The 20,563-nt window shown below is 58.7% G+C and carries 20 protein-coding genes and 3 pseudogenes; 14 read left to right on the top strand and 9 right to left on the bottom strand.

The window, feature by feature from the left end; translation table 11 throughout:
- Window positions 1-3 precede the first annotated feature (3 nt).
- Window positions 4-390: a DUF6477 family protein gene (locus B4968_RS06255; protein ID WP_241525600.1), complete on the bottom strand. Its 387-nt coding sequence runs from the start codon at window positions 388-390 to the stop codon at window positions 4-6.
- A 362-nt stretch (window positions 391-752) separates the two neighbouring features.
- Entirely contained in the window at window positions 753-1,028 is a 276-nt protein-coding gene (locus B4968_RS25625) for a hypothetical protein (protein ID WP_338153222.1), read from the bottom strand.
- On the opposite strand from B4968_RS25625, the gene B4968_RS25620 reads away from it, so the two are divergent.
- The 3 genes from B4968_RS25620 (at window position 1,005) to B4968_RS06245 (ending at window position 2,813) form a co-directional block, all read left to right on the top strand.
- Window positions 1,005-1,700: a DUF6456 domain-containing protein gene (locus B4968_RS25620; RefSeq protein ID WP_338153221.1), complete on the top strand. Its 696-nt coding sequence runs from the start codon at window positions 1,005-1,007 to the stop codon at window positions 1,698-1,700. The two genes, B4968_RS25625 and B4968_RS25620, sit on opposite strands and share 24 nt — an antisense overlap.
- A gap of 155 nt (window positions 1,701-1,855) precedes the next feature.
- A complete protein-coding gene (locus B4968_RS25615) occupies window positions 1,856-2,206 on the top strand; it encodes a LysR family transcriptional regulator (protein ID WP_338153220.1) in 351 nt (116 codons plus the stop codon).
- Window positions 2,184-2,813: a hydrogen peroxide-inducible genes activator gene (locus tag B4968_RS06245; protein ID WP_338153219.1), complete on the top strand. Its 630-nt coding sequence runs from the start codon at window positions 2,184-2,186 to the stop codon at window positions 2,811-2,813. Before B4968_RS25615 ends, B4968_RS06245 begins: the two co-directional genes overlap by 23 nt.
- 27 nt (window positions 2,814-2,840) lie before the next feature.
- On the opposite strand, the gene B4968_RS06240 is transcribed toward B4968_RS06245, so the two are convergent.
- Window positions 2,841-3,389: a peroxiredoxin gene (locus tag B4968_RS06240; protein WP_083097533.1), complete on the bottom strand. Its 549-nt coding sequence runs from the start codon at window positions 3,387-3,389 to the stop codon at window positions 2,841-2,843.
- A 106-nt stretch (window positions 3,390-3,495) separates the two neighbouring features.
- Here B4968_RS06240 and B4968_RS06235 point away from each other — a divergent pair, with 106 nt between their 5' ends.
- Together B4968_RS06235 and lipA are read left to right on the top strand one after the other, a co-directional pair.
- Window positions 3,496-3,684: a hypothetical protein gene (locus tag B4968_RS06235; RefSeq protein WP_083097531.1), complete on the top strand. Its 189-nt coding sequence runs from the start codon at window positions 3,496-3,498 to the stop codon at window positions 3,682-3,684.
- A gap of 76 nt (window positions 3,685-3,760) precedes the next feature.
- Window positions 3,761-4,714: a lipoyl synthase gene (gene lipA / locus B4968_RS06230; protein WP_083097529.1), complete on the top strand. Its 954-nt coding sequence runs from the start codon at window positions 3,761-3,763 to the stop codon at window positions 4,712-4,714.
- A 132-nt stretch (window positions 4,715-4,846) separates the two neighbouring features.
- Here the strand turns inward: lipA and hpt are convergent, their stop codons facing one another.
- Window positions 4,847-5,392 carry a hypoxanthine phosphoribosyltransferase gene (gene hpt / locus B4968_RS06225; protein WP_083097527.1) on the bottom strand — a complete coding sequence of 182 codons (546 nt, stop codon included), beginning with the start codon at window positions 5,390-5,392 and terminating at the stop codon, window positions 4,847-4,849.
- 67 nt (window positions 5,393-5,459) lie between these two features.
- Here hpt and B4968_RS06220 point away from each other — a divergent pair, with 67 nt between their 5' ends.
- From B4968_RS06220 to B4968_RS25605, 3 genes are read left to right on the top strand one after another with little or no spacing between them, the layout of a single operon-like run.
- Entirely contained in the window at window positions 5,460-5,915 is a 456-nt protein-coding gene (locus B4968_RS06220) for a type II toxin-antitoxin system RatA family toxin (protein ID WP_420916476.1), read from the top strand.
- 27 nt (window positions 5,916-5,942) lie between these two features.
- Window positions 5,943-6,509: an MmgE/PrpD family protein gene (locus tag B4968_RS25610; protein ID WP_338153218.1), complete on the top strand. Its 567-nt coding sequence runs from the start codon at window positions 5,943-5,945 to the stop codon at window positions 6,507-6,509.
- Complete coding sequence (locus B4968_RS25605) at window positions 6,431-7,234, top strand: MmgE/PrpD family protein (protein ID WP_338153217.1); 804 nt, start codon at window positions 6,431-6,433, stop codon at window positions 7,232-7,234. The genes B4968_RS25610 and B4968_RS25605 overlap by 79 nt, the downstream gene beginning before the upstream one ends.
- A 130-nt stretch (window positions 7,235-7,364) precedes the next feature.
- On the opposite strand, the gene B4968_RS06210 is transcribed toward B4968_RS25605, so the two are convergent.
- The 4 genes from B4968_RS06210 to B4968_RS06195 all read right to left on the bottom strand — a co-directional run bounded on the left by B4968_RS06210 (window position 7,365) and on the right by B4968_RS06195 (window position 10,919).
- Complete coding sequence (locus tag B4968_RS06210) at window positions 7,365-8,546, bottom strand: ammonium transporter (protein WP_083097523.1); 1,182 nt, start codon at window positions 8,544-8,546, stop codon at window positions 7,365-7,367.
- 152 nt (window positions 8,547-8,698) lie between these two features.
- Window positions 8,699-9,217, bottom strand: coding sequence for a CinA family protein (locus B4968_RS06205; protein WP_083097521.1), 519 nt, complete (start codon window positions 9,215-9,217; stop codon window positions 8,699-8,701).
- Window positions 9,214-9,711 carry a phosphatidylglycerophosphatase A family protein gene (locus tag B4968_RS06200; RefSeq protein WP_083097519.1) on the bottom strand — a complete coding sequence of 166 codons (498 nt, stop codon included), beginning with the start codon at window positions 9,709-9,711 and terminating at the stop codon, window positions 9,214-9,216. The genes B4968_RS06205 and B4968_RS06200 overlap by 4 nt, the downstream gene beginning before the upstream one ends.
- The gene (locus tag B4968_RS06195) at window positions 9,708-10,919 is read right to left on the bottom strand and encodes a bifunctional 2-C-methyl-D-erythritol 4-phosphate cytidylyltransferase/2-C-methyl-D-erythritol 2,4-cyclodiphosphate synthase (RefSeq protein WP_083097517.1); all 1,212 of its coding nucleotides are present in this window, start codon (window positions 10,917-10,919) and stop codon (window positions 9,708-9,710) included. Before B4968_RS06195 ends, B4968_RS06200 begins: the two co-directional genes overlap by 4 nt.
- Before the next feature lie 226 nt (window positions 10,920-11,145).
- Between B4968_RS06195 and dusB the strand changes: the two genes are divergently transcribed.
- The 5 genes and pseudogenes from dusB (at window position 11,146) to ntrX (ending at window position 18,367) form a co-directional block, all read left to right on the top strand.
- Window positions 11,146-12,132: a tRNA dihydrouridine synthase DusB gene (gene dusB / locus B4968_RS06190; RefSeq protein ID WP_083097516.1), complete on the top strand. Its 987-nt coding sequence runs from the start codon at window positions 11,146-11,148 to the stop codon at window positions 12,130-12,132.
- A pseudogene (locus tag B4968_RS06185) lies at window positions 12,129-13,196 on the top strand (two-component system sensor histidine kinase NtrB); the annotation flags it as partial. The gene dusB and the pseudogene B4968_RS06185, both read left to right, overlap by 4 nt.
- 15 nt (window positions 13,197-13,211) lie before the next feature.
- The gene (locus B4968_RS06180; protein WP_083097567.1) at window positions 13,212-14,579 is read left to right on the top strand and encodes a response regulator; all 1,368 of its coding nucleotides are present in this window, start codon (window positions 13,212-13,214) and stop codon (window positions 14,577-14,579) included.
- Window positions 14,580-14,679: 100 nt separating this feature from the next.
- Window positions 14,680-16,962, top strand: coding sequence for a sensor histidine kinase NtrY-like (locus B4968_RS06175; RefSeq protein WP_083097514.1), 2,283 nt, complete (start codon window positions 14,680-14,682; stop codon window positions 16,960-16,962).
- Window positions 16,959-18,367, top strand: a pseudogene (gene ntrX / locus B4968_RS06170) (nitrogen assimilation response regulator NtrX). The gene B4968_RS06175 and the pseudogene ntrX overlap by 4 nt, the downstream one beginning before the upstream one ends.
- A 215-nt stretch (window positions 18,368-18,582) precedes the next feature.
- Here the strand turns inward: ntrX and B4968_RS06165 are convergent.
- Window positions 18,583-19,071, bottom strand: a complete 489-nt coding sequence (locus B4968_RS06165; protein ID WP_083097512.1) for a hypothetical protein — start codon at window positions 19,069-19,071, stop codon at window positions 18,583-18,585.
- A 115-nt stretch (window positions 19,072-19,186) separates the two neighbouring features.
- Here B4968_RS06165 and trkA point away from each other — a divergent pair.
- A pseudogene (gene trkA / locus B4968_RS06160) lies at window positions 19,187-20,562 on the top strand (Trk system potassium transporter TrkA).
- The last annotated feature ends 1 nt before the right edge of the window (window position 20,563 follow it).

Genomic DNA, 20,563 nt, shown 5'->3' with positions numbered 1-20,563 from the left:
CGCCTAAGGCGAGAGAGGTCGGGCGGCAGCTGATTTGGTTGCCGCCCCATTTATGACGTCGCCCTGAAGCGCCGCATTCAGATTTGACGCGCCGCTGAACTGCGTTTTGAGCGACGCCGCCAGAATGTTGGCTTCTCCCATCAGCGCGATCAATATTTCGATATGTCGTGTCAGGATATAGCCCGCGTCCCCCGTAAGACGCTGCAGATTAACCTCCTGCTCCAGCTCCAGCAGTCGCAAAATCGTAGCGGTTGGTTTTCGATCTGCGCCAAACCCCAGTATTCTGCGCAGATCACGCTGTCGGCTGTAAGCGGCGGCTCCTATTCTGGCTGTGCGAACCAGAAGCCTTGGGCGGTGAAGAGTTTTCAGACGGCTCATTACATCCTGCATGGGAATGCCCCTTTTGGCGTTTCGTGTGCTCTTTGCCCTACCACAACTTTAACGAGTGTTGCCCGCAGAGGCGGTTCGGCGAACGGTCTATTGCCTGTTGATTGATGAAAATTTGGAAACAATGATGGATAACTCAAAGTTCTGTTCAAAATCAGGCGGGTAAACTATTCGACTCTGTGGGTAACCATGGGGGCGGCTTGTGGATTGTTGACCTGACTGACGGCCGGAGATCAGCAGTCATGCAAAGACAGTCCATACAATCGTTTCCAGAGTGGGTTCCTCAAGATGTGCAGCACTATCTCGACCACACCGAAGGCGGCTGTTCCATCCGCCAGTTGGCAAGAGGTTTGAAATGCCATCCTTCAACGATTTTGCGGCAGGTTCGACGGGTTGAAAATCGTCGTGATGACCCCCTCATTGACCGCGCGATTTGTGAATTGGCAGCGGGTCATTTTGGCGACAATGCGGGCGCTAAAACGCCTCTCTATGATGATGCCGCGATGCTTGAAGCTGCCGCGCTGGAGGTCCTGGCAAGCCTGTGCCAAAGCGGCGCTGTCCTTGCGGTTGCTGCGGGCATGGAAAAGGCCGTGGTCGTGCGAGAAGGTGATAGGGCGATGAGCAAGCTTGCCGTTGAGCAAAGCCTGGCGGGCGTTCTGGCCTTGTTGGGGTGGATCAGTTGTACCAGATCCGGGCGCCTGCGGCGCTATCACATTACGCCTGCGGGTCGCACGGTTTACAGCCGGTTGATGGCCCTGCGCGAAAACCAGGCGCGGGCAAAACTGGAGCAGGGCTTTGGCGAGGCGCAGAGCAGCTTTTTGCCTTGTCGGCGCCAAAAACCAAAGGAGCGGCGCTCCCGGTATGGTCTGGGTGAAACCCCATTGGATACGCTGGCGCGTTTGCTGGACAAAAGCGGAGAGCCGTTTTTGCAACGGGATCTTGTCGATGCGGGAAAGCGCCTGCGCGAGGATTTTGAGCTGGCGCAAATTGGCGACCATCTGGCCCAGAACCAGGCCTATTTTGCAACCTCCGGTCGCTGTGGGCGCAAACCGCCGCCCTGTGCCAGCCCGGCCTCCAGCGCGGCAAAGAAGCGGGCCGCGGCTGCAATGGCGGCCCTTGGATCCGGGCTGAATGACATTGCATTGCGCTGTTGTTGCCACCTTGAGGGGCTGGAGGCGGCCGAGCGCCAGCTGGGATGGTCCGCACGTTCGGGCAAAATTGTCCTGCGCATTGCGCTGTCGCAATTGAAATCCTTCTACGACCAGCTCGACGCCAGCAGTGATGCGGCACATAACAATCAGATGATCGGCTAAAGGCTTGCTTGGCGTTTGCTGTCCCTGGCCAACAGGCAAAACTCTGTTCGAGACATGCAGTCTAAAGAGGGGCAGCCTCAACACGTGCATCCTGAATAAAGGTAGCCTCAATAAGGACATCTTGAAGATATGCGGGTGTGTGATAGGGAGAGGTTATGAAATTCACCCTGCGCCAACTTGGCTATTTCAAAGCGCTCTGCCTGCATCGCAACTTTGGCCGCGCCGCGGAGGCAAGCCATATCTCGCAGCCCGCCCTGTCTGTTCAGATTAAAACCCTGGAAGACCTGATGGGCGGCACTTTGGTTGAGCGCCGGGCGCGGGATGTGCTTCTCACACCGCTGGGGCGCGAGGTTCTGGCCCAGAGTGAACAGATCTTGCAGGCAGCCGAAACACTGGACCGGCTTGCCCGTGATCAGGACAGTGGCCAACGAAACCTGTCGCTTGGAGTTATCCCAACCATAGCCCCCTATGCTGCCGGGCCTGTTGGCAGATCTGCGTGCCCATGATCTTCAGATGAATATTCAGGTGCGCGAAGCCAGAACCGAGCAATTGCTTGAGTCTTTGCAAAGTGGCGCTTTGGATGTGGCGATCATGGCGTTGCCCAGCGGGGTGCCCGGATTGTTTGAGCAAGAGCTGTTTGCGGATCGGTTTCTTCTTGCCGGGTCGGCCAAGCGCCTGGCGCAGGTCAATGCCGGGCAGCCGCATGTCAGCCCAAAAGATCTGCAGGCAGATCAGTTGATGTTGCTGGAGGATGGCCATTGTCTGACCGATCAGGCGCTGGCGGTCTGCGGTGTCGCGCGCACGTCTGCAGGGATCAACATGGGAGCGGGCTCTCTGGCCACCCTGTCGCATCTCGTGGCTGCGGGTTTTGGTTTGACTTTGATGCCGGAACTGGCGGCAGCCTCGGAATGTGGGGCTGCAAAAGGGCTATGTGTGCAGCGGTTTAGCACGCCAGAGCCGCAGCGTCGTATTGGCCTGGTCCGGCGCGCAAGCACCAATGGGGGGGGGTGTTTTGCGGATCTGGCACAGGTGGCGCGCCAAACGGGACAGGCCATATTATCGCAGGCTCAAAGCGACTACGGGCCCGCCAGTGGCGCGCCCGGTCTTTACTAAGCTAACAGCTGCTGCTGCCTGCTTTTCTTAGGCAGAAATGGCGGCTGTTGCGCCCTGAAGATGCGTCATCAGGGTTTCCGGGGAAGAGACGCCATAGGGGTCTTCGCCGTGGTTGTCCGACAGGCCCGGCTCTTCAAACCAGGCCTCAACAACACCATCGTCCACGATGGCAGCATAGCGCCAGGACCGGGCGCCAAAGCCCAGGTTGTCCTTGGCGACAAGCATTCCCATTTTGCGGGTGAACTCGCCAGAGCCATCTGGAATCACGCCGACGTTTTCCAGTTCCTGCGATTCGGCCCATTTGTTCATCACAAAGCTGTCGTTCACCGACATGCAGTAGATGGCATCAATGCCCTCGGCCTGAAAATCGCCAAAGCCCTTTTCAAAACCGGGCAGCTGGTAGGTCGAGCAGGTGGGCGTGAACGCGCCGGGCAGGGAGAACAGCACAACGCGCTTGCCTGCAAAATAATCCGCAGTGGTCTTGTCTTCCCAACGAAAGGGGTTTGGACCCTCAATGGCTTCGTCGCGTACGCGGGTTTTAAAGGTCACGTCGGGCAGTTTTACGCCAGCTTTCATCTTTGAACTCCATGGGTGATGAACCAGTTTTGCAGCCACCTATAAGAGTTGGAAATGGGGCGCAAGAGATTCTGAATACCCGCGACTGCGCTTGAAGTTGCTCTCGGTGTTTTTTGAAATTCTGTTTTATTTTCATTTTGTTATCGCCTGTATTTACAGCGATTTTGAGGCAGGTCTTGGCAGAGCTGGGCAGAATAAGGAACCAAAGGTGCGGTGGCTAAAAGGGAACATCGGTAAAGCAATTCTGAACCAATGGCGGCTAGGTGTTTCCGGTATGCGTCTGCTGCAACGCTGAAATCTCAATGTCGCGGTGACGTCAAGGAAATGAACGTGCTAAGTCAACCTGAACACAGGCCAGAAGCGGACCCACCATGCGTGATCTAAAAATCCCCGAGCAACGGCACCCCGAAAAGGCAAAACGCCCGGACAATGCCCAGCCAAAGAAACCCAGTTGGATCCGGGTGAAAGCGCCGGGCGGCAAGGGCTATGCGGAGACCCGAAAGATCATGCGTGACAACGGTTTGGTCACCGTGTGCGAAGAGGCGGGCTGTCCCAATGTCGGCGAGTGCTGGAGCCAGGGCCACGCGACCATGATGATCATGGGCGAGGTCTGCACCCGCGCCTGTACTTTCTGCAACATTGCGACCGGCAAGCCTCCCGAAGATCTCGACGCGTTTGAGCCGGGCCGCGTTGCCCATGCGGTGCAAAAGCTGGGCCTGAACCACGTGGTGATCACCTCGGTTGACCGCGATGACATCTCTGATGGCGGCGCCGAGCATTTTGCCCAGACCATTCGGGCCGTGCGCCACCGCAGCCCTGGCACCACAATCGAAATCCTGACGCCTGACTTTCTCAAATGTGATATTTCTGTTCTGGAACAGATCGTTGAGGCACGCCCTGATGTGTTCAATCACAATCTGGAAACCGTGCCTGGCCTCTATCCAGAAGTGCGGCCCGGTGCGCGCTACTTCCACTCTTTGCGCCTGTTGCAGCGGGTGAAAGAGCTGGACCCTTCGATGTTTACCAAATCGGGTATCATGGTTGGTCTGGGCGAGGACGAACAATCCGTGCGACAGGTGATGGACGACATGCGCGCCGCTGACATCGATTTCCTGACCATCGGCCAGTACCTGCAACCAACGCCAAAACACCACGTTCTGGATCGGTTTGTCACCCCGGATGAGTTCAAATCCTACGAGAAAGCCGCCTACGGCAAAGGTTTTTTGATGGTCTCCGCAACGCCGCTGACGCGCTCATCCTATCATGCGGGCGATGATTTTGCCCGGCTGCGTACGGCGCGAAACAAAAAACTGGGCATCGCTTAAGGCCACGCGCCCAGTGTGAGGTAGGGCCAGGGGCCCTGTGTGAGGTAGCGCCGGAGGCCCTGTGAGGCCTCACTGAACAAAAAATATCTGCGCCGCAACGATCTGTTGGCGGCGCAGATATTTACGCACCTCTCAGGCGTCGTCGGTAAAGCGCACCTTTCCGATATGTGGCAGGTTTCGATTGCGCTGTGCATAATCGATGCCATAGCCGACAACAAATTCATCCGGGATCTCAAAGCCAATCCAGTCCGAGCGAAAATTCACTTCGCGGCGCGATGGTTTGTCGAGCAACGCGATGGATTTCAACCGGGCCGGTTTACGGCTGGCGAGCAGTTTGGTCACGTGATTCAGAGTGTGGCCTGTGTCGACGATATCTTCGACAACCAGCACGTCTCGCCCTTCAATTGCGCCGCGCAAGTCTTTAAGAATGCGCACTTCTCTGCTGCTTTCCATGCCGTCGCCATAGGATGAGGCCTCAAGGAAGTCGACCTCGATCGGCAGGTCCAGCTCGCGCACCAGATCGGCAATAAAGACAAAACTGCCACGCAACAGACCAACAACTATCAGCTTGTCTGTGCCAGAAAACTCTTTGGTGATTTCGTCGCAAAGCTCTTCGATTCGCGCGGCAATTGTTTTGGCTGAAATCATCACATCGATGACATATGGACGCTGTGACATGGCTGCCCCCTTGAATTTCCCGCGCTTTCATAGGACATGACGCGGCACGATCATAGCAAGAAAATTGATAGCCACCAGGCCAGTTCACTCTGAAACCCGCCAAATGCCCTATTCCGCGCAGCAGATGTACGGGCTGGTGGCGGATGTGGCGCAGTACCCAAAGTTCCTGCCGTGGTGCGCCGCCGCGCGTATTCGCAGCCGTAGCCATCAAGGGCCAGCTGAGGTGATGGAGGCGGATCTGGTGATTTCCTTTAAGGTCTTTCGCGAGAGATTTGGCAGCCGTGTGACACTGTTTGCTGACGAGATGAAGATCGACACGGAATACCTGGATGGGCCGTTTCGCTATATGAAGTCGAACTGGTCTTTTGCAGCCCGCGACGACGGAACCTGTGATGTTACTTTTTTTGTCGATTTTGAGTTCAAAAATGCAGTGTTGCAGGGCATCATTGGAGTTGTCTTCAACGAGGCGATGCAGCGTATCGTTAAGGCATTTGAGCGCCGTGCAGCAGAGCTTTATGGCTAGGCTGCCTCAACAGGAAGCCTGATCACCATGCAAGACACCCTCACGGCTCAATTAGCCCGGTTTGCAACCAACGATATTCTCCCCTCCGGGCTTGCCCGCAACATGGCGCGGCTTTCGGCGCTGGACTGGCTTGCCTGCGGTGTTGCCGGACGCGCCGAGCCCGTCTCGCAAATATTGCGGGCGCAGGCCCTGTCGGAAGGGGGCGCCGTGCCGGCCAGTCTCTTTGGCGGCACGCGGGTGCCTGCCCGAATGGCGGCGCTCACCAATGGCACCATCTCGCATGCGCTGGACTATGACGACACGCATTTTGGCCATATCGGTCACCCCTCGGTTGCGGTGTTCCCAGCGGGTTTTGCCATCGCAGAGACCGCAGGGCTGTCACTGCCACAGGTACTGGAGGCGGCGCTTGTCGGCATGGAGCTGTCCATCCGGGTTGGGCTGTGGCTGGGGCGTAGCCATTATCAGAGGGCTTTCACCAGACGGCAACGGCGGGTGCCTTTGGGGCCACGGCAACTGTGGGGCGGCTTTTGGGATTTGATGCGGATCAGATGGCGATGGCACTGGGACTGGCTGCGACCCGTGCCGCTGGTCTGAAGGCGCAGTTTGGCACCATGGGCAAACCCTACAACGCCGGGCTTGCGGCCTCGGCTGGCGTTGAGGCGGCGCAACTGATTGCTGCCGGGTTCCAATCCAACCCGGATGCGCTTGATGGTGAGCTTGGGTTCGGCGCGACGCATCACGGCGCCGGCAATACAGCAGCCGCGCTGGAGGGGCTGGGACAGGTCTGGCATGTCGAGGGCCTCAGCCACAAATTTCACGCCTGCTGTCATGGCTTGCACGCCGCACTTGAGGCGGCCCGGATGCTGGATCTGGCAGCGCCTGAGATCGCGGCTCTGACCGTGCGCACCCATCCGCGCTGGATGTCTGTGTGCAACCAGATCGCGCCGAGCACCGGGCTGGGGGCGAAATTTTCCTACCGGACTGTGCTGGCAATGCAGGCGCTGGGTAAGGATACCGCACAGCTGGAGAGCTATAGCGATGCGAGTTGCGCAGATCCTCGCCTTGTCACGTTGCGTGACCGCATCCATGTAGAGGCTGATGACACTCTGTCGGAGACAGAGGCCCATGTCAGCCTGCTGCGACGCGACGGTAAGCGGTTTGAGGCCAGCCATGATCTGCAGGCGCCGGTTGACTATACGGATCGTCAAACGCGCCTGTTGCAAAAGGCGGCGGCGCTTCTGGGCACAGATACCGCGACCGAGGTTTGGTCTGTTTTACAAGGCGAGGCTGCGGTGTCTGATTTTACCCGGCACTTTTGAGCCAGGCCCGGACGGGCCTCATAATTAAAACGGGCCTCCCAATGCTTTGGAAGGCCCGTCAAATCTATGGTGATGCATCTGCGTCGTGTGAGCGATGCCATCTGGTTTCTGGCCCTGAAAGAGCCTGACCTTAGCTGGTCATGTCATAGGCACGTTCGCCATGAACCGAGATGTCGAGACCGTTGGTTTCAGTCTCAGGATCAACCCGCAAAGAGGTGAAGGCACCGACGATCTTGATCAGAGCGATGGTCACCACCGTGGTGAAGACACCAACCACAGCCAGTGCACCCAGCTGGGCAACCCAGGCACCCTCGCCGAAGACGGCAATCATGATGGTGCCAAAGATGCCGCCTACGCCGTGCACGGCAAAGACATCCAGCGTGTCGTCGATCTGCAGCTTGTTGCGGACCAGGTTCACCAGCTCCTGACAGAGGATACCGGCAACGCCGCCGATGATCAGCGCCTCAACCGGGCCAACAAAGCCGCTGGCTGGGGTGATCGAGGCAAGCCCTGCAATGGTGCCGGTGACCAGACCCACAACCGAGGCCTTGCCATATTTGACCTTCTCCCAGAACGCCCAGGAGAGCGACGCCGCTGCGGCTGAAATATGGGTGACGGTCAGCGCCATGGCAGCACCGCCATCCGCAGCCAGCTGTGAGCCGCCATTAAAGCCGAACCAGCCGACCCATAGCATTGCCGCGCCAATGACGACATAGCCGGGGTTATGCGGTGGGGTGTGGCGGTTTTTGCGTGGGCCAAGAAAGATCGCAAGGATCAGCGCTGCCAGACCTGCGGTCTCGTGGACCACTATGCCACCGGCAAAATCTCTGACACCGGTTTCGCCAAAAATGCCGCCATCGGACATGATACCGCCGCCCCAGATCCAATGCACCACCGGCGCATAGCACAGCAGCATCCAAAGGCCGGAGAAGGTCAGCACAAAGGCAAAGCCCACGCGCTCAACATAGGCGCCGACAATCAGCGCCGGGGTGATGATGGCAAAGGTCATCTGAAAGGCAAAGAACAGCACTTCCGGCAGGGTGCCGCTCAGGCTGTCTGCGGTGACCCCATTGAGGAACATCTTGTCGAGGCCGCCCCAATAGCCGGTCTCACCGGGGCCAAAGGCGATGCTATAGCCAAAGGCGAGCCACAGAATGCTCATCAAACAGGCAATTGCATAGCATTGCATAAAGACGCTGAGCACGTTTCGCGCCCGCACCAGACCGCCATAAAACAGGGCGAGCCCCGGCAATGTCATGAACAGCACAAGGGCCGTTGCTACAATAATCCAAGCTGTATCAGCTCCATTCATGGGGTCGTCCTTCCATCCCGTCTGCGTGGTTGGTGGATCAAAGACCCGATCTGGAATGGGGAAAAAAGCATCATGAGGCGCAAAAGCGCCAAAAACTTGGGCTTTTATAAAAGTGCATAATAATTAGGCATATGTTAGCGGCCGCTGCTTAATTACTGCTCCATTTGCGAAAGGGCCCGCTGCAGCAAATGCAGGGCATGGCTGCAGCTGGCAGCGCGCACCTGTGCGCGTCCCGGAGCGCCAAATTCGATGGTCTCGACAAAAACCGCCTGGCCTTGTTGCGCCAGACCAAAGCAGACGCGCCCTTCGGGTTTGTGCTCAGAGCCCCCCGGACCCGCGATGCCGGTGATAGACACAGCAAGGCTGACTTTGGCCCGCGTCAGGGCCCCGGCGCACATCTCACTGGCAACCTCTTCGCTCACCGCGCCGTAGGAGGCTAAGGTCTGTGGCCGGACCCCGAGCATGGCCATTTTGGCGTCATTGGAATAGGTGACAAAGCCGCGATCCAACACGGCAGAGGATCCGGGGATATCAGTCAGCGCAGCCGCGACCATGCCGCCGGTGCAGCTTTCGGCGGTAGCGATAGTCACCCCAAGGGCTGTGGCGCGCGAAATAAGGGCTGCGACATCTACGGCTGGGGCGGGCTGCTTCTCTGCTGTCTTCTCTGTCATAGCCCCAAAACCCCATGGCTGAACCCGGCGAGCGCAGCCACGCCCAGCGCGGCCAGGATGCCGGCGATAACATCATCCAGCATCACGCCCACAGGTCCGGTTTTTCGATCGGCCCATCCGACGGGGCCAGGCTTCCAGATATCAAACAGACGGAACAGCGCAAAGGCTGCAACCCAGCCGGGCCAGAGCGCCGAGATGGCGATGTCATGCGCCCAGGCCGGATAGGAAATGGCCCAGATCGCCAGCCATTGCCCGGCCACCTCATCAATGACAATCTCGGATGGGTCGTGATTGGCTTGTCCCCGGGTCATCTCGGCGGTGGCCCAGTATCCGGCGATGCAGACAGCAAGCGTTGCAAGCGCCAGCAGTGGAAAGCCGCCCAGCAGATGCAGCCCATAGGCCAGCGGCAGCGCAGCAAGCGAGCCCCAGGTGCCGGGCGCCGGGCGCAGATAGCCAACGCCCCCAACGGTGCCTATCAACGTCGCGGCATTCATGTCTTCACCAGCGCGGCTGTGGCAATCGAGGCGATGCCTTCGCTGCGGCCGGTGAAGCCGAGGCGCTCGGAGGTGGTGGCCTTGACGGAGACGCGGCCCTCGTCAATGTCGAGTATCCTGGCCATTGCGGCGCGCATTGCGGCAGCGTGCGGCCCGATCTTGGGGTATTCACAGACCAGGGTGCAGTCCACATTGGAGATCTGAAACCCCATCTCGCGCGCCAGATTGGCGGCGTGGCGCAGAAAGATCTCACTGGCAGCACCTTTCCACTGCGGATCAGAGGGCGGGAAGTGCTGGCCAATGTCGCCCTGCGCCAGAGCGCCATAAATCGCATCGCTCACCGCGTGCATGCCGACATCGGCGTCAGAATGCCCCTGCAGGCTGCGATCATGCGGCACCTCTACGCCACACAGGGTGACGCTGTCGCCGGGGCCAAACCGGTGCACGTCATAGCCATTGCCCAGTCTGACATCCAAGTTGATAGCCATTGCCTCTTTCGTTTCCAAAGTCTGTTCCGTTTCCAAAATTCTGGCGGCGCGGGCAAAATCCTCGGGCCTGGTGATCTTTATGTTATCTGGTTCGCCCGCAACAATTGTCACGTCAAGCCCGGCGGCACGGGCCACCTCAACATCGTCAGCAGCTCCGCCGGCCTGTACGGCATGGGCGGCCTGAACGGCGGCCTGTTCGGCATGTGCCGCATGTGCGGCAAGAATCGCTTCAAACTGAAAGCCCTGCGGTGTCTGGGCCGCATAAAGCCCGTTTCTGTCGGCTGTGCCAGTCACCCGGTCATTGGCGCCGGACCAAAGCGCATCTGTGATCGCCAGCGCAGGTGCCGCCGCCGGAGCTGTGTCCAGCGCCTCTATCACAGATGAGATCAGCGCCTGACTGATGCAGGGCCGTGCGGCGTCATGGATCAATACCTTGGTGATGCCGCGTCCCATCAGGGCGCGCAGGCCGTTTTGCACCGAAATCGCCCGCTCACCACCTCCTGCGGTCAGAATAACGCCCCTGTCATCGCGAAAACTCTCCCAGGCGGCGTCGTCCTCGGGGGACAGAACCAGGGCAATGGTTTGCACCCCGGCGTCGCGAAAGGCCTTCAGGGTCCAGTCGATGACCCTCTGGCCCTGCAGCTGGCGCCATTGTTTTGGCACGCCCCCGCCCGCGCGGGTGCCGCGGCCGGCTGCAACGATTAAGGCGGCTGTTGTCATTGAGGCCCTCTCATGTTGCGGCCAATGCTGTGGTCAACATTCTGGTTAACACTGTGACCAGCGTTGCCGAATGTTTATGTTCTGCCGCTTCCGGTGGCAATCACCTGCGTCATTGTGCTTAAAAAATAGGCGCCACATCATTATTGTGCGCTTGCGAAGGGCGCATTCATTGTCCAATAGCAGGGGCTTCGGTTATAAAATCGTCACTTGCACAAGGATTAGGCAGTTGTCCTTCACCCTCGGAACCACCTCTCTGACACCGCCCATTGCACTGGCCCCCATGGCTGGAATCACCGATCGTCCGTTTCGCGATCTGGTGCGCTCTTTTGGGGTTGGGCTGATGGTGAGCGAGATGGTGGCGAGCCAGGAGATGGTGCAGGCCAAGCCCGGCGTGCGCGAACGCGCCGAATTAAGCGCCGACGTCGAGAACACAGCGGTGCAGCTGGCTGGGCGCGAGGCGAGCTGGATGGCTGAGGCCGCACGTCAGGTGGCGGATCGGGGGGCAAGGGTTATTGACATCAATATGGGCTGCCCGGCCAAGAAGGTGACCAATGGCTATTCCGGGTCTGCTTTGCTGAAAACACCCGATCATGCGCTCTCTCTGATCGAGGCCGTGGTGGCGGCGGTGGATATTCCTGTGACCCTTAAGACCCGGCTTGGCTGGGACGACAATTGCCTGAATGCGGCCTCGGTTGCCGCACGCGCCGAAGAGGCCGGGGTTCAGATGGTGACAATCCATGGTCGCACCCGGTGTCAGTTTTACAAAGGCCGCGCCGACTGGACGGCCATCCGCGCCATCAAAGAGGCGGTGTCTGTGCCCGTTCTGGCCAATGGAGATATCCTGGGGACCGCTAGTGCGCGCGAGGCACTGGCCTGTTCCGGGGCTGACGGTGTCATGATCGGCCGTGGCATACAGGGCAAGCCCTGGCTGCTGGCCCAGGTTGCGCATGATATCTGGGGCAGTGCTGCGCCGACGGAGCCTGAAGGCGCGGATCTTATTCAAATGGTTTCAGCGCACTACGAGGCAATGTTGGCGTTTTATGGCGCAGAGCTGGGGCTGCGTGTCGCGCGCAAGCACCTGGGGTGGTACATGGATCAATCCCAGACGCCCGCGTCCCTGCGGCGGCAGGTTTTGACACAAAAAGCTTCTGATCAGGTTCTGCGCCTTTTGCCGGATGCCCTGGCTATTCACGAAGGGGAGAGACCTCAATGATCTCAGATACTGCCCTCTGGGCCTCTCTGCCGGTTCCGGCCTTTCTGATCGGAGCGGACAATCGCATTCTGGATGCAAATTCTGCGGCAGAAGGGTTTTTGAACACCTCCAGACGTGCCCTTCTTGGTCAGCCTGTCTGGGAGCAGATTGCAATTGATGCGCCGATTGAGGCCTCATTTGACCGGTCGCGGGCGCAGGGCACACCGCTGTTTGTCAATGACATCGACGTTGGATCCCGCACGCGGGCGCCCTTGCAATGTGGGGTGCAGATCGCGCCGGTTCAGGGGCAGGCGGGCCATATGCTGCTGCTGCTGTCCCCACGTGAGCTGGCTGCGCGCATGACACAGAACCATTCGGCAAAATCGGCGGCGCAATCTGCCATCGGTATGGCCGAAATGCTGGCGCATGAGATCAAGAACCCGCTGGCGGGGATCACGGGAGCCGCACAGCTTTTGAGCATGAACCTGACCGGAGAAGATGTTGAACTTACGGATCTTATCGTCAGCGAGAGCCGCCGCATCGTAAAGCTGTTGGATCAGGTGGAGCAGTTCGGCAATCTGAGTGAGCCCGACTTTAAGCCGGTCAATCTGCATGATGTGCTGGACCGGGCCCGGCGCTCGGCGCTGTTGGGGTTCGGGGCGCATATGACCATAATTGAGGATTATGATCCCTCGCTGCCGCTGGCCTGGGGCGATGCTGATCAGCTGCTTCAGGTGGTCCTTAACCTGCTGAAAAACGCCTCTGAGGCCGCGGGTCCAAACGGTGGCACCATTCGCATTCAAAGCTATTATGAGCATTCCTTCCGATTGCGTCGCAGTGATGGCACTGGCAAACTTTTGCCCCTTCAGATCGAAGTAATTGATGACGGCCCCGGCTTGCCAGAGGCCATCCGCAACGATGTTTTTGACCCCTTTGTTTCGGGGCGTGAAAACGGAACCGGCCTTGGGCTTGCTTTGGTGAGCAAGATCATCGCCGAACACAATGGCTGGATTTCAGTGGACTCGGTGCCGGGACGAACCGTGTTCCGGCTGTCGTTGTCCCGCACCCCAAAAGACGCAGAACCGCAGGAGAAAGAACCCATGGACGGCACCGTTCTTGTAGCAGACGACGACCGCACGATCCGAACCGTGCTGACCCAGGCGCTGACCCGGGCCGGCTGCCGGGTGCATGCGCCCTCGTCGCTCACCACCCTGATGCGCTGGGTCGCTGAAGGGAAGGGCGACGTTGTGATCTCGGATGTTGTCATGCCCGATGGCAACGGGCTGGAGATGTTGCCAAAGATCGCCGAAGACCGCCCCGGCCTGCCAGTGATCGTGATCTCCGCACAAAACACAATCATGACAGCGATCAAGGTGGCGGAAGCCGAGGCCTATGACTATTTGCCAAAGCCCTTTGATTTGCCGGAACTGATGAAACGCACCGCCAAGGCGATGGCGGAATCGCGCAAATCTCCCAGCAAGGCGACGACAGTAGAGCAGGAGCGCCCGGAAGACCTGCCTCTGGTGGGGCGGACCGAGGTGATGCAGGCGCTGTACCGGCTGATTGCGCGGGTGATGAACACGGATATGCCGCTGATGATCACAGGCGAAAGCGGCACCGGAAAGTCGCTGATCGCGCGGGCGGTGCATGATTTTTCCGACCGCAGAACCCTGCCGTTTGTCACCGCCTCCGAGGCTGATTTGATGGCGTTAGAGGGGCCTGCGCGTCTGCTTGCCGAGGTCAAGGGCGGCAGTCTGTTGATTGATGAGCTGGTGGATTTGCCGGACGAGGCCCAGGCACGGCTGGTGCGTATGATGGATTCTCCTGGCAATCATGCGCCCCGTTTCATGGCGACCAGCCAGAAAGACCCAGCAGCCGCGATGGAAAGCGGTGGTCTGCGTCAGGATTTGTTTTACCGGATCTCGGGGACCGAACTCAGAGTGCCAAGCCTGCGCGAGCGGGTCGAGGATATCGCCCTGTTGTCAGAGCATTTTTTGGCCAAAGCCGAGAATGACGGGGCGCCGCATCGCCGGTTCAGCGCCGAGGCCATTGAAATGATGCGCCATTGTGCCTGGCCGGGGAACGTGCGTCAGCTGGAAAACCTGGTGCGGCGCCTGGCTCTGACGGCGCGCAGTGAAGAGGTTGCCAGAACCGAAGTTGCTGCCGCTTTGGGGCCGCAGAATGATGCAGGGCCGGTTATCGGTGGCACGGTAAATGAAAAACTGGCGGATTCGGTGGCGCGTCACCTGCAGCGCTATTTTGATCTGCATGGCGATATTCTGCCACCGCCCGGCCTCTACACCCGCATCCTGCGCGAGGTGGAGGCGCCTTTGATCGAGATCGCTCTGTCGGCCACCGGCGGAAATCAGGCAAAATGTGCCGAACTTTTGGGAATAAACCGCAATACGCTGCGAAAGAAGATCACTGATCTGGATATAGAGGTGACACGTCGCCGCAAGCTGATGTAATATCGCCACATGATTGTGACGCCAGATGTTTCGCATTTTGGAGTAACCACGACATATGGCGGTTGACCTGTGTGGTCGCACATTAGAATGAGGATGATGCGTGGCGCAAAAGTCACATATTTGGATCGGGTATTGGCCATTTATGACCTTGGACCGATGGCGTAAAACGCGCCAGGCCCGCAATATTGGCACACTTGGCATGGTTGTGCTGGGACCTCTTCTGGCGTTGCTGACCTTTTTGATCTTTGGCCCGCTTGGCCATGGCGCCTCCTCTCGTCCATTGCGCCTGATTCTGCTGGCGGACATGGTCTATATCATGGCCATTGCCGCCCTGGTGCTGACGCAGATTGTCAGACTGTTTGCGGCCCGCCGGTCCAAGTCGGCGGGTTCCCGCCTACATTTGCGCCTGATCGGGGCCTTTGGGTTTCTGGCGCTGGGGCCAACTGTAATTGTCGCTGTTTTTGCCGTGCTCACGGTGAATGTCGGGCTTGAGGGCTGGTTCTCGCAGCGTGTCCGCCAGGTGATCGGCAGCTCGCTGTCTGCAGCAGAGGCCTATCAAGAGGAACAGCGGCGCGATATTACTGCCGACGCACAGGCGTTGTCGCGGTTTCTCGATCAAAGCCGCAGCCGCAGCTTTTTTATGAACGACGCCGAGCTGCGCCAGATTTTGACCCAGGGTCAGTTGCAGATCCAGCGCGGCTTGCGTGAGGCCTATGTGATTGATGGCACCGGGCGCATTCGGGCCCGTGGTGAGCGCTCGTATGAGTTTGATTTTGAACGCCCCAGCGCCGAGGATATTGCCCGCGCCAGCGCTGAGGGCATGGCCATTATTCAGGACTGGGACAACAACGAGTTCCGTGCCCTGGTGCGGCTTGCGGCCTTTGTTGACCGGTTCCTCTATATCAGCCGGGACGTTGACGGCACCCTGTTGAATTTGCTGGATGAAACAAAAGAAACCGCCCTGCTGTATCAGCAGCTTGAGAAGGAGCGCGGGCGTGTCCTGTTTGAATTTGGTCTGTTGTACATCGGCTTTGCCCTGATCCTGATCCTCGCTGCCATGTGGCTGGGCATATGGTTCGCGGAACGCCTGTCACGTCCGGTGGGGCGTCTGACCGTGGCCGCACAGCGGGTGGGCGGCGGTGATCTCAACGTTCGGGTGCCAGAGGAAAATGGCGGCGATGAGATCTCTCAACTTGGCCATTACTTTAACCAGATGACCCGCGAGTTGCGGGCGCAGCGGGCCGCATTGCTGGAAAATACCGATCAGATCGAGCACCGGCGGCGGTTGTTTGACTCCGTTCTCTCCTCGGTGACCTCAGGGGTGGTTGGACTGGATGATGCGGGCAAGATCACCTTTGTAAACCGCTCAGCCGAGCGCCTGCTGGATTGGCATGAAGATCAGCAAACCCTGGCACTTTCCGTGGCTATTCCGGAATTCGGAACTTTGTTTGAAACACTTGTTGCCAGCGGCGGTGAGGCGGAACAGGATGAAATAAAGGTCACCCGTCAGGGGCGGCTGGAAAACCTGTTGGTGCGGATGTCGCGGCGTCGCTCCGAGGATGGTCGGCTGGAGGGCTATGTGGTGGCCTTTGATGATGTGACGGATCTGGTGTCTGCCCAGCGTATGGCCGCCTGGGGGGATGTTGCCCGCCGGATCGCCCATGAGATCAAAAACCCACTGACGCCCATTCAGTTGAGCGCGGAGAGGATCAAGCGAAAGTTCGCGCCGATGCTGGGGGAAGAAAACAGTGACAACCTTGAGGCTATGACCGATGTCATCGTGCGCCAGACCAATGATCTGCGACGGATTGTGAACGAGTTTTCCAAATTTGCCCGCATGCCAGAACCAGAACGCCGCGAAGAGGATCTGGTGAAACTGGTCCGCGATGCGGTGGTTCTGCAGCAGACCGGGCAGCCCGGTGTTACGATCACTGCTGATTTGCCCGAGGCGCCCCTTTGGGCGGATCTGGATGCGACCATGATTGGCCAGGCCTTGACCAATCTGATCAAAAACGCCGGTGAAGCCATTGAAACTCTGCAGATAAAGAAGCCAGATGTTGCAGTGGATCCGCAAATTCGTATCGCCTTATCCCTGGCCCAGGGCGGCGGCTATGAGATCACAATCGCGGATAACGGCATTGGATTGCCCGAAGATCGTGCCCGGCTGTTTGAGCCCTATGTGACAACCCGCAATGAGGGCACCGGGTTGGGGCTTCCGATCGTGAAGAAGATTATTGAAGAGCATGGCGGTGCACTCTCGCTCGAGGATGCACCGATTTTTGAAGGGCACCAGCATTCTGGTGCCATGGCAGTTATTCGCTTGCCCGCTGCTGCCAGCGCGGCGCAGGTGAACCGGAATACAGTGAAAGCAGGTCTGACATGAGTGATATTCTGATTGTTGATGATGAACGTGATATCCGCGAGTTGATTTCCGACATCCTCGAAGATGAAGGCTATGCCACGCGCAAAGCGGGCAATTCCGAAGATTGCATGACGCTGCTTAATCAGGACCTGCCGTCGCTGCTTATTCTCGACATCTGGCTAAAGGACAGCCAGATGGACGGCATTGATATTCTCAAAACCGTCAAACGCGACAACCCCGAAGTGCCGGTGGTCATCATCTCCGGTCATGGCAACATTGAGATCGCGGTGGCCGCGATCAAGCAGGGGGCCTATGATTTTATCGAAAAGCCCTTCAATATCGACCAGCTGATGGTGGTGATCCGGCGCGCAATGGAGGCGTCGCAACTGCGGCGTGAGAACACCGATCTGCGCCGTAAAGAGACTGGCAGCTCTGAAATGATCGGCTCTTCTGCGGCGTTCCGCGGTCCTATTGGGCAGCTGGACAAGGTCACCAAATCCAACGGACGGGTGTTGCTGAGCGGCCGCTGCCTGCAGGGCAAGGAGATCGCGGCGCGCTATATTCACACAAATTCTGCCCGGTCCACAGCGCCCTTTATCACCGTCAGCTGTGCTGGCATTGAGCCAGACCGCATGGAGGAGGTGTTGTTTGGTCGCGAGACCTCGGAGCGTGGCGTGGAGCCGGGACTGCTGGAGCAGGCGCATGGGGGGGTGATCTTCTTTGACGAGGTGGCAGATATGCCGCTTGGGACCCAGTCAAAGATCCTCAGGGTGCTTGTTGATCAGCAATTCCAGCGGGTTGGCGGCAACGACAAGGTGCGTGTCGATCTGAGGGTGATTTCCGCGACTAGCAAGGATCTTGAGATTGAGATCAACGCAGACCGGTTTCGCCAAGAGCTGTATCATCGCCTGAATGTTGTGCCCATTCTGGTGCCGTCACTGGCTGACCGGCGTGAGGATATTCCGCAACTGGCCGAGTTCTTTATCACTCAGTTCAATGAAAGCCAGGGCTTGCCGCTGCGGGATCTTGCTGATGAGGCGGTGGCCTTGATGCAGACCATGACCTGGCCGGGCAATTTCCGTCAGCTGAAGAACATGGTCGAGCGGGTGCTGATCCTGGGCGATGGCAGTGGTCCCATCGAAGTCAGGGATCTGCCGCGCGAAGAAGAGAAAGTCGTTGAGGGGGCCGGGTGGTTCTGTCCGGCGCACTTGCAACCCTGCCGCTGCGTGAGGCCCGCGAAGCCTTTGAGCGGGAATATCTTTTGACTCAGATTAACCGTTTTGGCGGCAATATCAGCCGCACAGCCTCGTTTGTGGGGATGGAGCGGTCTGCCCTGCATCGTAAGCTGAAGTCGCTGGGCGTTGTGACGTCGAACAAAACAGGGGCGCGTATCGCTCATGTTGAAAAGGAAGAAGATCTGGTCTGACGCTTTCGGCGTCAGAACCTCCCCGCCAGGTGTGTTTCAGCCGGGGGGATCCGGGGTGTTTCGGCTGAGGCGTTTCAGCTGGCGAGCCTGCCGGGTGTCGGCCACGGGCTGTGTTTTAGCAACAGATGTGACTTCAGCGCCAAACTGATTTTGGCGAGACGGCACTGGATACGCCAGAAGACGGAACCGGATATGGCAGAACTGTGAGGCGCTGATCAGAGCCTTGGCAAGATGACCGTGGTGCCGTCTTTTTGACGCAGTGCACAGGCGTTTACAGAGAGGCCGTTTCCAGAGGCGCCTGTGCTCTGCGCAGAGGGGGACTGCAGCGCGGCGGCTTGCTCTTTTGTGCACCGTGGCAGCTCGACCCGGCTATAGCCTTTTTGCGCCATGCAGCTTTGCTCGATACGGCTGCGCAACCCCTGGTTCAAATCCACCGTGTAAGAGCCGCCGTCGACCCAGTAGCCGGGCCGGGACCAACAATTGCCCTGCGAGCAGTGCCGCGTGCCGGGATAATAGCTGGGCGCACGATGCCGTATCTCATTGGCGACAGGGGCCTCTTTCAGGGCTTTGACCTGGCAGGCGAGAGTATCGCTGCTGGTATGGGCCTGATCGCGGGTTGCACTGTAATAGACAGGCAGGGGGCCGCAGGAGGCAAGTCCAAGCAAAACAATGGAAAAAGAAATGATTCGAGTGGGGCCAAACATGGATAAACTTTGCCGCATTCTTGCAAGAGGTACAATTGATTTGACCGCCCCGGTGGCTTCTGTCATTCAAATCTGGCAAAATGGCGCCCCACACTAGCGCCCAAGGGACAGTCGCATGAAAGTTATTATCTGTGGCGCGGGCCAGGTTGGCTGGCAAATCGCACGCCACCTCTCTGGTGAACACAACGACGTAACTGTGGTCGATAACAACCCCGCACTGGTGCGCCGCGCGACAGATACGCTCGATGTGCAGGGGGTTACCGGATTTGCCTCCTATCCCGATGTGCTGGAACGGGCAGGGGCGCGTGACGCCGATATGATCATTGCCGCCACCCATTCCGATGAGGTCAATATGGTCACCTGCCAGGTGGCCCATTCTGTCTTTTCGGTGCAGCGTAAGATTGCCCGCCTCAGAGCGCGCAGTTATCTTACGGCGATCTACTCTGATCTCTACCGGCGCGAGCATTTGCCGATTGATGTGGTGATCAGTCCTGAACGTGAAGTGGCGGCGGCCGCGATGCAGCGCCTGTCTGCGCCGGCGGCTTTTGATACTGAAATCTTTATGGACGGCAAGGCCCAGCTGCTGGGCATTCAGATTGATGAAGACTGTCCGGTGGTCAACACACCGCTGCGTCAGCTGACGGATCTGTTTTCGACACTCGGGCCATCGTGGTTGGGGTGCGCCGTGAGGGCACTCTGTTTGCGCCGGAACCTGGTGATCAGCTGTTCATTGGCGACAGCTGCTATGTCTTTGCGCATGCGGATGATGTGACCCGAACCATCGAAGTTTTTGGCAAGGTCGAAAAACGTCAGGACAGGGTGGTCATCGTCGGCGGCGGCAATGTCGGGCTAGAGGTAGCCAAAGCGCTGGAGAGCGGCACCAGTCGCATCCGGGCCAAGATGATCGAGAAGAGCCGGAAATGCGCCGAACACGCGGCTGAAACCCTGGAACGTACGATTGTGCTCAACGGCGATGGTCTGGACCGGGCCCTGATGATCGAGGCCGGTATTGACCGTGCCGATGCAATGCTGGCGGTGACGGACGACGACAAGACAAACATGCTTGCGGCCGTGCGCGCCAAGGCCGAGGGCTGCCCTTTTGTCATCGCCCTGATTAACGACCCGACCTTGCTGCCGCTGATGGCGCCGCTTGGCATTGATGCCTTTATCAATCCGCGCGCAACAACCGTGAGCTCTATCCTGCGCCACATCCGATATGGGCGGGTCCGGCAGGTCTATAGTATTGGCGATGCCGAGGCTGAGGTGATCGAGGCAGAGGTCATGGGAACCTCGCCCATGGCCGGGCAGACGATCCGGGAGATTGATTTTCCCGAAGGCGTTTTGGTCGGGGCTGTGCGCAAGGGAGGCGAGGTGCTGCGTCCAACAGGGGGTCTCAGGATCGAGGAGGGCGATGTGATCGCGCTCTTTGCCATGGCGGATGACGTGCCCGAAGTGGAGCGTTTGATGCAGGTCTCAATCGACTACTTTTAGA

This window comes from Pseudophaeobacter leonis (assembly GCF_002087335.1).
GTDB lineage: Bacteria > Pseudomonadota > Alphaproteobacteria > Rhodobacterales > Rhodobacteraceae > Pseudophaeobacter > Pseudophaeobacter leonis.
This window is presented reverse-complemented; position numbering and strand designations above follow the sequence as displayed.